11 protein-coding genes are annotated in these 14,398 nt (G+C 56.3%); 9 read left to right on the top strand and 2 right to left on the bottom strand.

Annotated features, from left to right (window positions below):
- Positions 1 to 180: 180 nt before the first annotated feature.
- The 3 genes from B2R17_RS01610 to B2R17_RS01600 all read left to right on the top strand — a co-directional run bounded on the left by B2R17_RS01610 (position 181) and on the right by B2R17_RS01600 (position 6,627).
- Positions 181 to 1,434, top strand: coding sequence for a DegT/DnrJ/EryC1/StrS family aminotransferase (locus B2R17_RS01610; protein WP_286762573.1), 1,254 nt, complete (start codon positions 181 to 183; stop codon positions 1,432 to 1,434).
- 93 nt (positions 1,435 to 1,527) lie between these two features.
- Complete coding sequence (locus B2R17_RS01605; RefSeq protein WP_200861133.1) at positions 1,528 to 1,809, top strand: pyrimidine/purine nucleoside phosphorylase; 282 nt, start codon at positions 1,528 to 1,530, stop codon at positions 1,807 to 1,809.
- A 324-nt stretch (positions 1,810 to 2,133) separates the two neighbouring features.
- On the top strand, positions 2,134 to 6,627 hold the full coding sequence (locus B2R17_RS01600) for a PVC-type heme-binding CxxCH protein (protein WP_339887657.1): 4,494 nt from the start codon (positions 2,134 to 2,136) through the stop codon (positions 6,625 to 6,627).
- 128 nt (positions 6,628 to 6,755) lie between these two features.
- Here B2R17_RS01600 and B2R17_RS01595 read toward each other — a convergent pair whose 3' ends face one another.
- Positions 6,756 to 8,201 carry a Gfo/Idh/MocA family protein gene (locus tag B2R17_RS01595; protein ID WP_286762571.1) on the bottom strand — a complete coding sequence of 482 codons (1,446 nt, stop codon included), beginning with the start codon at positions 8,199 to 8,201 and terminating at the stop codon, positions 6,756 to 6,758.
- Positions 8,202 to 8,775: 574 nt separating this feature from the next.
- On the opposite strand from B2R17_RS01595, the gene B2R17_RS01590 reads away from it, so the two are divergent.
- The 6 genes from B2R17_RS01590 (at position 8,776) to B2R17_RS01565 (ending at position 13,392) form a co-directional block, all read left to right on the top strand.
- Positions 8,776 to 9,108 carry a HesB/IscA family protein gene (locus B2R17_RS01590; protein WP_007326964.1) on the top strand — a complete coding sequence of 111 codons (333 nt, stop codon included), beginning with the start codon at positions 8,776 to 8,778 and terminating at the stop codon, positions 9,106 to 9,108.
- A 123-nt stretch (positions 9,109 to 9,231) separates the two neighbouring features.
- Positions 9,232 to 9,669, top strand: coding sequence for a transcription antitermination factor NusB (gene nusB, locus B2R17_RS01585; protein ID WP_007326965.1), 438 nt, complete (start codon positions 9,232 to 9,234; stop codon positions 9,667 to 9,669).
- Positions 9,666 to 10,289, top strand: a complete 624-nt coding sequence (gene ruvA, locus B2R17_RS01580; RefSeq protein ID WP_008669064.1) for a Holliday junction branch migration protein RuvA — start codon at positions 9,666 to 9,668, stop codon at positions 10,287 to 10,289. Before nusB ends, ruvA begins: the two co-directional genes overlap by 4 nt.
- Positions 10,290 to 10,623: 334 nt before the next feature.
- On the top strand, positions 10,624 to 11,229 hold the full coding sequence (locus B2R17_RS01575; protein WP_286762570.1) for a thioredoxin family protein: 606 nt from the start codon (positions 10,624 to 10,626) through the stop codon (positions 11,227 to 11,229).
- 8 nt (positions 11,230 to 11,237) lie between these two features.
- Complete coding sequence (locus B2R17_RS01570) at positions 11,238 to 12,221, top strand: dihydrodipicolinate synthase family protein (protein WP_008661520.1); 984 nt, start codon at positions 11,238 to 11,240, stop codon at positions 12,219 to 12,221.
- Positions 12,222 to 12,330: 109 nt separating this feature from the next.
- A complete protein-coding gene (locus B2R17_RS01565; protein ID WP_286762569.1) occupies positions 12,331 to 13,392 on the top strand; it encodes a hypothetical protein in 1,062 nt (353 codons plus the stop codon).
- A 57-nt stretch (positions 13,393 to 13,449) separates the two neighbouring features.
- On the opposite strand, the gene B2R17_RS01560 is transcribed toward B2R17_RS01565, so the two are convergent.
- Positions 13,450 to 14,319: a DUF1559 domain-containing protein gene (locus B2R17_RS01560; RefSeq protein ID WP_414707201.1), complete on the bottom strand. Its 870-nt coding sequence runs from the start codon at positions 14,317 to 14,319 to the stop codon at positions 13,450 to 13,452.
- Positions 14,320 to 14,398: the final 79 nt, after the last annotated feature.

The following is a 14,398-nucleotide window of genomic DNA, read 5'->3' as shown; positions in this document are numbered from 1 at the left end:
AAGAGGGCAACAAGACAGAGGTTCCGGGGATGATGACACTAGCTTGACGCGGCCCCAGCCGTCCTGGCTGGTGGTTGCCTGCGTCTTTCGCAATGCGGCATGATATGGAAGCAAAAAAATCGCCACAAGCCCAGCCCTAACTTGCCTCGCCATCCTCCTTTGCGTAGCACTGAGAATCCCTTGGATCTTCCCGCTGAAGAATCGTTCGCCGTTGCCTCCGATGGGTGGCCGGCTTGGCCGCCAAAACACGCAAAACTGACCAGGCAGATCGAAAAATCGGTCGCAGAAGTCTTGGAAGACGGTCAGTGGGGGACGTATCCCGAGACCACGGCGGCCAAAAGTGAACAGGTCGGCGTTTACGAGCGATGCCGAAATTCGGTGAGTCTGGCGGCGGGGAAATGGTCGGCACCCGAAGGAATCACGGCATTCGGGGGCACCGCCCAAGTCCGTTTGTGCCCATCGGGATCGTCGGCGATCGAGTTGGCACTGCGAGCACTAGGAGTCGGCCCGGCCGGTGCAAAGCGGAGCAAGGCGACTCAGGTGATTCTGTCCGCTTACGATTACCCCGGCAACTTTCGAACCGTCGAATTGCTGGGTGGTCGCCCGGTGCTGTGCGACACGCAGCCCACTTCGGGGACACGGAGCGGCCGAACTTCGACGGGGATTTTGCCATCGCTCAAGTCGATTCAGCAGATTCAGGCACCGCCGGAGTCCATTCTGCTGGTTTCGCATTTGCATGGGCAGCTCGCCGATTCAGGAGGGCTTGCTGAGTTGTGCCGGCAACGCCGCTGGTTTTTGGTCGAGGACGCTTGTCAGGCGATGGGGGCGGGACGGATCAAACAAAACGCGGATGGCTCAACGGTTTTTGTGCCGGTCGGCTATTTCGCAGAATGGACCACATACAGCTTTGGTGGCAGCAAGCCTCTGACGTGCGGCAATGGTGGTGCGTTGGTGACCGAGTACGAGGGCAAGTATCAAAAACTAAAAGGCATGGTGGATCGGCCGAGCGACACGTTTCCCATGTCGCCGCTGCAATGCGCCGCGTTGATGCCGCAATTGGATTGGCTGAGTCAGTTGAACAGAATTCGGTGTCAAAACGCCCAGCGATTGAGCGACTTGGATTGGGCTTCGGTCGGATGTGCGGCGGTTTGGGACGAGGACCCGAGTTTGGTTCGAGCTCCGTACAAGTTTCCGGTGCTCGCGAAAAACGCGGAGACTCGAGCGAAGGTGATTCAGCAATTGCGAACGATTGAGTTGCCCTGCGGTGAAGGATTCCGCGCGATGCATCGAACGAGTGATCGCCGAAGCAGCAAACCGGTTTCGCTAAAAAACGCGGCCGCGCTGAGTGAATCACTGCTGGTGATCGACCATCGAGCCCTGCTGACACCGGACGTTGCCGAACGCGTCGCAGGCTGTTTGTCGAAAATGTCGTGAGCGAATCCGGTCAGGAATGTGGCTCGCGAATATGGGAGCGTTGAATTATCTTCCTCGCCGTTCCTGTCCCAAGTTCCCTTTCGCGGAGATCTCATCATGCAAGTCAACGAATACTTCGACGGCAACGTCACTTCCATCGCCTTCGAAAATGGCGAAGGCCGTGCGACGTCCGGCGTGATGCTGGTGGGCGACTACGAATTTGGAACCAGCGAAAAAGAACTGATGAAAATTGTCTCGGGCAAGTTGGAAGCCAAGCTACCCGGCGAACCTGGGTATCGGGCGTACCCAGCCGGATCCGAGTTCCGAATCGATGCCAATCAAAAGTTTCAGGTTCGAGTGATCGAGCCCACCGCGTACCTTTGCTTCTACAGCTGAGAGACTGCGGTCCGAATCTGACGCCGGAGCAGAATTTCAGTGTTCCGGTCCGCGGACGTCCCGATCGATTTCGTTTGGTTACTCGAATGCGAATCGATCGCACCGCAACTCCATGGACTTCTTGTTGGGTTACAATCGGATTCCCTGTCAGTGAATGACAACGGGTCTCAGAGCTTTCTTGTTCCGAGCGAAGGGTGAAGCGATCATCCTTGCCGCGGAATGGGGACCTCTTGTTCGACGCCTCATTCGAGTTTCGCGTCGGCCCCCGTTGTCGTTTCGCCCCGCCGGAATCCTCCCACCTGGAACCTTGGTTCTCCCGCTTCCATGAAAAATGATGTCATGCCGACCACCTCGTGGTCCTGGGTCGCCGCATTCGCGTGCACCATTCTCACTTGGAATATGTTGGCCACCACGGCCGAGTCCGCCGATGGATCTGAGAAGTCGATCCTGCTGATCGCGGGCAAACCCAGCCACGGTTATGGGGCCCATGAGCACTACGCCGGGTTGAAGGTTCTCGAGCAATCCTTGTTGGAAGCCAACCCGAATCTCAAAACCGAAGTCGTGCGTGGTTGGCCAAGCGACGCGTCCAGGGTGGAATCGGCCGACAGTGTCGTTCTTTACAGCGACGGACAAGGTCGACACGTTGCATTCAATCATCGCGATGAATTGCGAGCGTTGTTAAAACGCGGCGGTGGTTTGGTTTGTTTGCACTACGCAACTGAGATGTCGCCCGGTGAATCCGGCGATGACATGGTCGAGTTGTTGGGCGGGCACTTTGAAATTCACTACAGCGTCAATCCGCACTGGATCGCGAATTTTGATTCGTTGCCTGAGCATCCTATCACGCACGGTGTGGATTCGTTCTCGACCAATGACGAGTGGTACTTTCACTTGCGTTTTTCGGACAAAGGCAAGCTGACTCCGATCCTGCAGGCGGTTGCCCCCGAGTCAACGATGCGGCGTCCGGATAGTGCCCACACCGGCAACCCGCACGCTCGCAAGTCGGTTGCGGCGGGTGAACTGCAGACGGTCGCTTGGGCTTATGAACCCGAGATCGGCGGTCGCAGCTTTGGCTTCACCGGCGGACACCATCATTGGAATTGGTCGCACGTTCCCGTACGTCGATTGGTGACCAATGCGATTCGTTGGACTGCTGGCGACGACCCGTCAAAGGAAGCCGGTTCGCTCAAACCAATCCCAGCGAAACAGTTGATGGCAGATCAAGACTTCGATCCGCCGAAGGATTTTGATCTGAAATCAGTCGCCAAGGAATTCAAAATTCCGTTGAATATGGAAAAGGAGTCAAAGGACGGTAGCAAGAAGAAGCAACCGTCAAACGAGTCGACTTCAGCGGTTGCACCCAAACTGCTTCACGTCAGCCCACTGGTGACAACCGCGACGCCTGACCATCGCGTTTGGATCGAAGTGGACTTGGGCGGAGTCGATGAAATTGCCAGACGCAAATTGTTCTTGGTGGTCAGCGAAGGAGGCAACGACTATTCCTGCGACCATGTGGCTTGGTTGGATCCGACCTTGCATGGTGCAAAGGGAACGTTGGACTTGGTCGAACAAGGTTGGGTGACCGCACGAGCGGGGTGGGGCGACGTTCGAAAGAATGCCAACTGTTCCGGCGGTCCGGTGCTGGTTCAAAACCAGCCTGCGGGCAAGACATCGATTGGGACGCATGCTCCCAGCGTGATCGAATTTGACGTTCCGCCGGGCTTTGACAAATTCACCGTCACCGGTGCATTGGAAAGTGGTGGCACGAACCAACAAAACGGAAGCAACACCAGCGTTCGCTTTGCCATTTATGCCGGGGCCGCTCCCGACAATTTGAACGAAGTCGATGCAAAATCGGTCGATCAACAGCGTTTGCCAGAGCAAGCCGTCGCGGGATTGGAGGTGGCCGAAGGATTGGAAGTGACGTTGATGGGAAGCGAGCCGGATCTGTCCAGCTTGACCAATCTCGACATCGATCATCGCGGCCGCGTTTGGGTTTGCGATGTCATGAACTATCGCCGCAACCAAGGGGCGCGTCCGGAAGGCGATCGGATTCTGATTTTGGAAGACACCACCGGCGACGGCAAACTCGATCACGTTCACACCTACTACCAAGGCGGTGACATCGATTCGGCGATGGGGATTTGTGTGCTCGGAAACGAAGTCATCGTTTCCGCTTCGCCGACGATTTGGAAGTTCACTGACACCGACGGTGACGATGTTCCTGATTCAAAGGTTGCGTTGTTCACCGAAACGGGACAGCCGCAACATGATCACTCCGCACACTCATTTTTGTTCGGTGACGACGGAAAGCTGTATTGGAATTTCGGCAACACCGGGATGCAGGTCAAAGATGCAAACGGTGAAACGGTGGTCGACATTCATGGTCGAGCAGTTGTCGACGATGGCAAGCCTCTGTTTGGCGGGATGCCCTTTCGATGTGATCTGGATGGTTCCAACTTTGAAGTGTTGGCTCACAACTTCCGCAACAACTGGGAAACCACGGTCGACTCGTTCGGCGCGTTGTGGCAGAGCGACAATGACGATGATGGCAACCGTGGGACTCGTATCAACTTTGTGATGGAGCAAGGTAACTACGGGTACAAAGACGAACAAACCGGTGCGTCTTGGCGAGCCGATCGGATCAACTTGGAAGATGAGATCCCGCTGCAACACTGGCACCTGAACGACCCCGGTGTGGTTCCCAATGTTTTGCAAACCGGGGCAGGATCGCCCAGCGGTATTTGCATGTACGAAGGCCGTTTGTTGCCAAAACGTTTCTGGGACGAAGTCATCCACTGCGACCCGGGGCCCAACGTCGTGAGGGCTTATCCGATGAAGCCGGATGGTGCGGGATACTCAGCCACCATCGAACCCTTGATTACCGGCACGACTGACAACTGGTTTCGCCCCGCCGACGTTTGCGTGGCTCCCGATGGATCGTTGTTTGTGACCGATTGGTATGACCCCGGCGTTGGTGGACACCATCAAAAAGACAGCGATCGTGGGCGACTTTTCCGTGTGGCACCGCCGGGCGTGAAGTACTCGGTGCCGAAGTTTGATTTGTCGTCGGTCGACGGAGCCATCGCGGCGTTGAAAAGTCCAAACCGTTCGGTACGGTATCTCGCTTGGCAAAAGCTGCACTCGATGGGTACAGATGCAGAGCCCGCTTTGCTTTCGCTCTACCAAGACGATAACCCACGCTATCGGGCTCGTGCTTTGTGGTTGCTCGGCAAGATCGAAGGGCAAGGTCGGAAGTACGTTGACAAGGCTCGCGGCGATGACGACGCCAACATTCGTTGCACCGCGATTCGGCTGTGCAAGCAACTTGGGCTTTCCGTCGCGAATGTTTGTGGTGATGCGGCGAGCGATTCATCGTCCGCAGTCCGGCGTGAGCTGGCTGTCGCGTTGCGGTTTGATGAATCCGATGCGATGCCGAGCGTCTGGGCAAAGCTTGCTCAGCAGTACGACGGTGAGGATCGCTGGATGTTGGAAGCTCTTGGCATCGGAAGTGATCTGCGAGCCGCGGAGTGCTTTGCGTCTTGGATGAAGGCCAACGGAGGTAATTGGAACACGCCCGCGGGACGCGATTTGGTTTGGCGTCTGCGTACCGATGATGCGGCGGCCAAGATGGTCGAGTTGTTGGCTGGTGGAATGCCTAGTGACGAAACCAAACGTTATTTCCGGTCGCTGGAATACCATCCCGATGCCGTTCGTGGGTTGGTTCTTCGCCAGTTGTTGCCTGATGAAAACAGCGGCAAAGAAGTTGATCCACAGGTATTGGTTCGAACGGTGAAGCGGATGCCTGACTTCGATCCCGTGAAATTTCCTAAGACACAAATGGCGATCACCGACTACATCCGTAGTCGCGCCGGTGAACCGGACTTTGTCGAGCTGGTCGACCAATTTGAAATTCGCGACATGGATGACCAGCTCATCGCAACGATGCTTCGCCAAGGCGATGACAATCTATCGCTTTCCGCGTTGCGTTTGCTGTTGAAGCGAAAGGACGGATGGAACCGGTTCGTTAGCATCTTGAACAAAGACTCAACGTACGATCATGGCCAGCTCGGGCGCGTGGTGTCGCTGCTTGGGTCGCTCGGCAATGGACGTGCGATTGGTTTGTTGGCAAAGACCGCAGGCGACCCGGAGATGGACTACGGATTGCGAAGTGCTTCCGTGCGAGCGTTGGCAAAATCCGATGGTGGTGCGAGAGAACTGCTGAAAATGACGGAAGCGAAAGAGCTTCCCGCCGACACTCATTTGTTGGCTGGTGGTTTGCTCGGGCGCAACGCCAACGAAGAAATCGCGAAACGTGCGAAGGAGTTGTTGCCACAACCCGCCGCGGCGGACAGCAAGCCTCTTCCACCGCTGGACGAATTGGTGCGTCTGAGTGGCGACTCAAAGAAGGGGATGGCAATCTTTCGTGGCGTCGCGACTTGTGCGAACTGCCACATCGTCGATGGGTTTGGAAAACAAGTCGGCCCGGACTTGTCCGAGATTGGGTCGAAGCTTTCTCGCGAAGCGATGTTCACGTCGATCTTGGCACCCAGTGCCGGCATCAGTCACAACTACGAGAACATGATTGCTTTGACCGAAGATGGCCGTGTTGTGAACGGTGTTCTGGTATCCGAGACCGACGATAAGCTTGTCCTGCGAACGGCGGAAGCGATCGATTTGGAGTTCGACCAAGACGACATCGTCGACGTGAAAAAGAGCGAGAAGTCGATCATGCCGGAGAACTTGCATCACACCACCGACCAACAAGGTTTGGTCGACATGGTGGAATATCTGATGGGGCTGAAGAAAAAGTCGTAACGCGAGGCCGTCTGCATCGTCCCCAAAACCTGAAAACCTGTAGCTCGGTGGTCCCCCACCGAGACGAGTGCGATTTCACGGTGGGTACCACCGTGCCACAGGTTGTTCGAATTAAGTCTAAGTCGATGTCAGGCTTCGTAGAGATAGCCTTCGCGTGGTTCGAAGCTTAGGAACGAGTTGGCTTCGTTGGAGCCAGCGAACTGGTGCTTCTCGTTGTCCCAGGTCAATGTTTGACCGGGGTAGCGAGTTGCGATGCAGCCGAGAAGTGCTGACTGCGTCATCGTTCCGGCGATCTGCAAATCGCTGGTCAATGAATCCGACTTGCCTTCTCGGGTAGCTTGAATCCAACCTTCGTAGTGCGACTTCGAGGTCTCTTTGTTTTCCGCGGAGAGTTGTTCCATGCGTTTTCGTCCGGCTTGCCGTGCTTCGGCGAGTTCGTTGTCGTCTTCGCTGGCAACGGCGACGATTTGTGGCATTTGGTCTGGTTCGCCAGAAAGCGTCGAACCGACCAACGTCATCTTCTTGCCAACGATCATGCATCCGCTTCCACCCGCCGAATAGCCAGGTTCGCCAACACTTTCATCGGCGATGATGGTCGGCGTCTCGGGTTGTTTGCCACCGTCGTACCAAGTCAGCTTCAACCCATCGGGGCATACATCAGTCCCGTCAAATTCCATTTCGATTTGAGACCAAACCGGATAGGCGATCGACGTGGCGGTTTCGCAGTCCGCTGTGATTCGGCGAGGCAGTTGCAAACCCATGGTCGTGAAAGCTGGATCGAGCAGGTGGCAACCCATGTCACCAAGTGCACCGGTGCCGAAGTCCCACCATCCTCGCCAAGTAACGGGCAGGTAGCCTTTGCAGAACGGGCGATCCGCGACGGGGCCGAGCCACAGGTCCCAGTCGAGGGAGATCGGAGCGGTTGTCGATGTTGGTACCGACGTCATGCCTTGTGGCCACTCGGGGCGATCCGTCCAGCAATGCACGGATTCGATTTCGCCAATCTCACCCCGCTCAATGAAGTCCTGGAAGGCTCGCATGTGCAGGCTGGAGTGACCCTGGTTGCCCATTTGAATCGCCAACCCGGATTGCTCTGCAGCCGATTTCAAGCGGTGGACTTCGTCAAAGGTGCGAGCCATCGGGCACTGCATGTAAACATGTTTGCCGTGATGGATCGCGGCCAAGCCGACTGTGGCGTGGGTGTGGTCGGGCGTGCTGATGACGACCGCGTCAAATTCCTTGTCAAATTCATCCAGCATGACTCGATAGTCGGTGAAACGTTCGACATCGGGATGCTGGCAGAATGTTTTGCCCGCCCGTTGGACGTCGACATCACACAGGGCGACGGGGGTTCCTCCGGCGTGGATCATCCGGCGGACGTCGCGAGCTCCCTGGCCGCCGACGCCAATCTGAGCGAATCGAAATTGGTCGCTCGGTGGCGTTTTTCCAGGACCACCCAACACGTGCGGTGAGACCACCATCACGGATGCTGCGGCGAGCGATGAGCGTTTCAAAAAAGAGCGGCGCGTGGCCGCTGCGCCGCGACCAGTGCGGCTGGCGAGAGAATCGGACATAGAGATCACCTGACGGTGCGATAGAAGAGAAAAGGACACGCGAAAAGACTCGCTGTGATCGATCTCAGCGAATCTCCGCCTGCCGTGGAGCATTTTACCGGGCGAGCAGGTTGCGGGCCAAAATTTCAATTCTTGACGGACAGATTTCACCCGGCCGAAACGTTTGCCAACGATTCCCGGGATGTGCGGCAATGTCAAAAATGGCGGGAAACACGGTGGTGAATGCTAGCAACCCGTTATTTGGTAACTGCTTTCAGATCCTGCACATTCGGAATCAAAATGAACCGGACACTCCTTCGCTGCGAAAAGAGGTTGTTGATTTGGCTGGGCTGCGGGTACAATCGTCAATCACTAAGTAGTGGGCCGATTGGTGCAAAAACTGCCAAGTTGACTGGTTTTGGCATTGGCAAGCCGTTTGCATTGTTGAAACGATTTGCATGGCTGCGGGCGGTGAACGAACATGGTCATTGACTGGTATGTCAATGGAACAGGTTCGAACAACTCGTTCTGTGCAGTTCCGACTCGGACCTAACTTCAAACAACTGTCCATCCATTCACGAGGATCATCCGAACGATGGCAATCAAATTGACTGAGCGCGCGGCCGAAGAAGTCATGCGTTTTCGCAAGGAACACAACTTCGACGATTCGATGCTATTGCGGATTGGTGTCGCCGGCGGTGGCTGCAGCGGATTCAACTACACGCTGAACTTCGACGACAGCTTCGACATGAAGGCTGATTCGAAGTACGACTGCCACGGTGTCAGCGTCGTGGTCGACAAGAAGAGCTCGTTGTACCTCGACGGCACCGAAGTCGATTGGTACGACAGCCTCGAAAAACAGGGCTTCACGTTCAACAACCCGAACGCGGTCAAAAGCTGCGGTTGCGGAAGCTCGTTCCAAGCGTAATCGAACTTGCTCGATTACTCAGACGAATCATCAAAAGCCGGCTCGCTTCATCGAAGCGTGCCGGCTTTTTGTCATGGCCAATTTTTGCCATGGCCTAGTTGACACTTCTGAGGTGCCTGCGGGATGATCGCTCGCATGTCCACACGTCGACGCGCCCGCGAAATAGTCCTGCAGCTTCTCTACGAAGCCGATCTGAATGATTGGCGTGATGCAGCCACGTCACGCAAATTCATCCGCTCCCGTTTGCAAGGTCGAAAGGTCCTCACGGATTTTGCGGCTGAGCTCTTGGATGGCACGATGGCGCGTCGAGATGACATCGACGCGAAGCTCACCAAGCTTTCCACCAACTGGGCCCTGCACCGCATGCCGGTGACGGATCGCAACGTGTTGCGATTGGGTGCCTACGAGATTCTTTACAGTGGAACGCCCGGCCAAGTTGCGATTTCCGAGGCGTTGACCTTGGCGAAACGCTACGGCGGCGAAAACAGCCCACGGTTCATCAACGGTGTTCTGGATCGGTTGTTCAAGTATCACTCCAATCCTGAATCTGTCTCCTCATGATCGTTTCGATTGCTGGCAAACTGGTCCAAGTGGGCGAGATCAGTGTCATCATCCAGGCGGCCCCGTTTGACTATGAAGTCTACGTGGGCGATTACACTCGCCGGCAGTTGCAAAACCAAATCGGCAACGAAGTTCGGCTGCACACGCTGGACTACATCGAGGGCAACGCACAAGGCGGACGCCTCACTCCACGATTGATCGGGTTCTCGACGCTTCCCGAGCGACAGTTCTTTGACCTGTTCTGCAGCGTCGACGGTGTTGGCGTGAAGAAGGCTCTTCGGGCGATGGTTCGACCGGTGAAAGAGTTGGCCGTTTTGATCGAAGAGCAAGACGCGAAAACTTTGTCGGCGCTTCCTGGCATCGGACCAGCTACCAGTGAAAAAGTCATCGCGAAACTGCGTCGCAAGATGCCCCGGTTCGCGTTGATGGTGGCTGGCGAAGAAGTTGCCGATGCGATGGAAGTTGAATCGCCGATTGTTTCAGACACCTACGACGCATTGGTCACGCTGGGGCACTCGGAGTCGGATGCTCGCAAGTTGATCGACGAAACGTTGGCAACTGGCAAGAAATTCAAAGACACCGAGTCGCTGCTCACCGCGATCTATCAGCGGTCCAAGTAGGCGCCGGGAACCGCGTGAGTCGTTCATCGACATACGCCGCGGATCAAGTGTCGATCGGAGTCGCCGGATCTTCGACGGGCGGTCATCGGTGGTCGTTTGTCTATCCGTTTACGGGTGGATTCATCGCTTGAGGGTGGGGGCCGTTTCCCATGGAGGGGCGACGATCGAGCGTTTTAAAGACTGTCGTCATAAAAACTGCGCAAATTGCCCGATCGCTACTTTTTGACTCTTGTGGGGCCATTTTCAGACGCATAGGTTTCGACCGTTCTAGGTCCTCATGGCTTCCGTCTTTTCGCTGTGAGGGTTGTGTCTTTGCCTTACGAGGGGAAATCTCATGGCTCAGTCAGTGGTTGCGGGAAGCAACCTGATTTGTGGAACCGGCGATGATCGCCAATCGGTTCTGCCTTGCATCGGTCGATGCAATTCTTTTCTTTTTCAGTCCAGCTTTGGATGGCGGGCAGCGGCGTTGGCCGCATTCATCGGGCTCTTCACATCCACCGCGGACGCCGAGGTGCCAATCATCGGCAAGGTGGTCTCGAGTTTGTCGGCGGCGAAGGCAACTCGATCGAGTGCCACCGAACTCGTTTCGGCCGACACGCCAATGTGGCACAACGATTTCGAATCGGGATGGGCGGCCGCTCGGCGTTCCGGACGACCGATGCTGATCTTCATCACGTCGGAAGATTGCCGGTTCTGCGACGCGATGAAACAAAACACGTTGTGCGACGCGAGCATTCGGTCTCGACTCGCCAACGGTTTTGTGCCGATCATTCTGCGACCCGATACCAATCCGAATATTCTGGCTCGGATTCCCGTGACCACTTATCCGACGACATTGTTGGCCGTTCCGCGCGGCAAAGTGATCGCTCACCGAGTAGGCTATCAGCCTCCTGACCGACTCCATGAACTGTTGGGGTTGGCTCCTTCCTCTCCGAACTGACACTCAGCATGAATCGACGCATCTCCGGCATTTTGACTCCCAACATCACGCCGGTGGATGACCGGGGACGCGTTGATGAAGACAAGCTGCGTGGGTACGTCGATTGGTTGATCGACCATGGCGTGGATGGTTTGTATCCCAATGGCAGCACGGGTGAGTTCGTTCGCTTCACGGCGGAGGAACGCCGCCGAATCGTTCGGATCGTTGTCGATCAAGCCGCCGGCCGGGTTCCCGTGCTGGCGGGCGCGGCGGAGGCGAACGTCGAAGAAACGATCGAAGCCTGCAACGCCTATGGTGACATGGGGGTTCGAGCGGTCGCGATCGTCGCACCGTTTTACTATCCGATCAGCAGCGAAGGCGTTCACGCCTATTACGCCCACATCGCTCGCGACGTGCGCGTCGACGTGACTCTGTACAACATTCCGATGTTTGCGTCGCCAATCGAAGTCGATGTGGTGATCCGATTGGCGGAAGAGTATCCGCGAATCATTGGGCTGAAGGACAGCTCCGGTGATCTGCCGAACTTGATGCGAATGATGGCCGCGATCCGGCCGATGCGAGATGATTTCTCGTTCCTGACCGGGTGGGATGCGGCGTTGGCTCCCATGCTGATCGCGGGAGCGGATGGTGGAACGAACGCGACGAGCGGCGTTTTGCCTGAGCTGACTCGTGCGATCCATCGGGCTTGTGCCGATGGTGATCACAAATTGGCGATGGAGCTACAGTACATGTTGCTGCCGCTGTTCGACGCCATGATCGGTCTTGGGGAATTCCCGGAAGGATTCCGTGCGGGCGCGCGAGCCCGTGGCTGGGATCTTGGTCGAGGCCGCGTTCCGTTGTCGGATAAGCAAAAAGCGTTGATCTTGACCGCGGAACGAGAGATCGATGCGATGGTTCGCTCCACACAAGCCAAGATGACTGGTTCGTCAGAGTTGCCTTTGGAAGCGATTCAGGTGATCGCTCGCCGGGTGATGGAGCAACTCGAAAAGTAGTGCCCGCAATCGGGCGCGATGAGGCTGGTGTGTGGGACACATGAAAGCGATTTCGCGGTAGGATGAACCGCCGACCTATTTCGTTTTCATTGCACCGTGTTTTACCCTCATGGCGAACATCCGTCCGTTTCGAAACTCTGATCTTCCCGGCCTGTTTGACGTTTGGATGCGTCACTGGGAGACCGCCGGTCAGATCCCGCCGGTCAGCGTTTCGATCCTGGAACGAGCCGTGCTATCGCGGACGTTTTTTGATCCTGGCAGTCTCTTGGTTGCCGAAGCGGATGGTGAAGTGGTGGCGTGGTGCCATCAGTTTTCCGATGATTGGCAATCGCCGCCGCCTGAGTTGTTGGAAAGCGATTCACCCGCAGCCATCGCGGAAGTACCCGAAGTGGATGCGGTGCCGACTTCGTTGGTCGCCGCAATTTGCTTTGCCGGTGAAGCCGGGTTGTCGATGTGCGATTCGTTGTTGATCGAAACCATGCAACGTGCCGCGGACGCGGGGGTAAAACGAATCTGTGTCGGACCCGTTCGCGATGCTCGGAATGGTTATGGCGGATTGCCGCCGATCGGTCATGGATTGGGAGTTCCCGTGACGGACGCACGTGTGGCGTCGTTGTTGTCCCGGCATGGATTCCGTGTTGCACGGAGTCTGCAGCGTTTGATTGTGAACACATCGACTTATCGCCCGCCGGTCAATCGTGAGTTTTTGCAGTTACGTCGCTCGACGCGGATTGATCGTTTGCCGATGTTGCCACTGAACCATCGCACGGCGGTCGCGATGAGTCACTTCGACATGGAACGCAATGTTTTGGTCGATCACCAAACCAACGAGCAACTTGCCGCGATCGATCTTTGGGTGGGTGATCCGGAGGGCCAAGTCATGGACGGGGCTCGATCGATTCTGTCGCTGCGTTTGATGCATCCGGTTGAGCTGAATGGTTTTCCCGCACCGCAGCCCAAGAAGGGGTTTGTGACATCGATGGCCGAACGCGAATTGTCGACGCATGAGCAGTTTTTGGTTTCGTCAATCGTGCAGTCACTCGCGAATCGCCAGATCTTCACGGTCGAAACGACGATTGATTCCAACGCGGTGAAGCTGAAGGGGCAGTTTGCAACGCTGAAGTTCACCGAAGACGAGCAAGGTCGTCAGTGGGAAAAAGACCTCGGTTAAGGTTTGGCAGTCGACAAGCGGTTGGCTTGCAGAGCGATTGAGCTGGCTTGTTTGCGTTCACTCGGAGATCACTGCATCGGAAGCGAGTACCAGTTGGTCGTTGCGATTGACCATCGATTGAAACAGCTTTTGGTCGATCGTTTCCGAGATAAACGTTACCGCTCCATCGCCCTTGATAACGCTGGCTCCACCAAAATGTCGGCTTCCTAAACCGCCCACGAAACTCGGGTTCTCCAGTTGATCCGATTGCGGGATTGCGTTGATCGCATGCCCGGCGTTGCGAAGCGTTGCCCGCGTGCCGCTGCACCATCCAAGTTCTCCGGCGAAGGAAAGCTTTTCGCCAAACAAGATCGTCGAGGACATTCCGTCAGGGACTTCTTCTGGGCGAACCCAACCGTTGAGGAACATCAGTCCGTTGTTGGATGCGCTGATTGGGTTGGCTGCGGAATGATGCAGTCCCGCGTAGCTCGCGTTTGTGGGCAACGAATCATCCGATGGGCAACGGAAGACCGGGATCATCGTTTCGCGAATCAGGCGATTGGATTCGGAGTAGATGCTGGATGTCGTGTCGATCGATTGGGACAGGCCGACTTGATCGACGTACGGAAGCGATGCCAATGCCCAGTTGTGGTGATAGCCTTCGGGCTCGCTGACAATGGCAAGATCGACTGGCGAAGCATCGGCGTTGGGTTCGGCCGGTGATGGGACTTCGGGCCAAAACCGGAAGGTCGCGTTGTACGATGCGGTTCCCGATGGCAGGTGGGCGTTATCGGTCGAGTAGGCCTGCATCGCTAGACCCAGGCGGATCAAATTCTGGTCGCAATTGCTGCGTCGCGTTAGCTCGCGCATGTTACGAACAAACGGAATCGACAGAGCCAACAGGATGACGAGGATGAACACCACCACGATGACTTCCACCAAAGACACACCCGTGTGTCGCGGCCGTTTGAAGTGACCTTTGGCGTGAGGTGTTTTGTGAGATGGAAGATATCGGCGAGCGGAGGAT

It is taken from the genome of Rhodopirellula sp. UBA1907, assembly GCF_002337565.1.
Taxonomy (GTDB): domain Bacteria; phylum Planctomycetota; class Planctomycetia; order Pirellulales; family Pirellulaceae; genus Rhodopirellula; species Rhodopirellula europaea.
This window is presented reverse-complemented; position numbering and strand designations above follow the sequence as displayed.

Bases quoted from the DNA above. Each gene is read 5' to 3' on its own strand.
- B2R17_RS01570 (WP_008661520.1), top strand. From the start codon at position 11,238: ATGAATCGACGCATCTCCGGCATTTTGACTCCCAACATCACGCCGGTG.
- ruvA (WP_008669064.1), top strand. From the start codon at position 9,666: ATGATCGTTTCGATTGCTGGCAAACTGGTCCAAGTGGGCGAGATCAGT.
- B2R17_RS01565 (WP_286762569.1), top strand. From the start codon at position 12,331: ATGGCGAACATCCGTCCGTTTCGAAACTCTGATCTTCCCGGCCTGTTT.
- nusB (WP_007326965.1), top strand. From the start codon at position 9,232: ATGATCGCTCGCATGTCCACACGTCGACGCGCCCGCGAAATAGTCCTG.
- B2R17_RS01575 (WP_286762570.1), top strand. From the start codon at position 10,624: ATGGCTCAGTCAGTGGTTGCGGGAAGCAACCTGATTTGTGGAACCGGC.
- B2R17_RS01600 (WP_339887657.1), top strand. From the start codon at position 2,134: ATGAAAAATGATGTCATGCCGACCACCTCGTGGTCCTGGGTCGCCGCA.
- B2R17_RS01590 (WP_007326964.1), top strand. From the start codon at position 8,776: ATGGCAATCAAATTGACTGAGCGCGCGGCCGAAGAAGTCATGCGTTTT.
- B2R17_RS01595 (WP_286762571.1), bottom strand. From the start codon at position 8,201: ATGTCCGATTCTCTCGCCAGCCGCACTGGTCGCGGCGCAGCGGCCACG.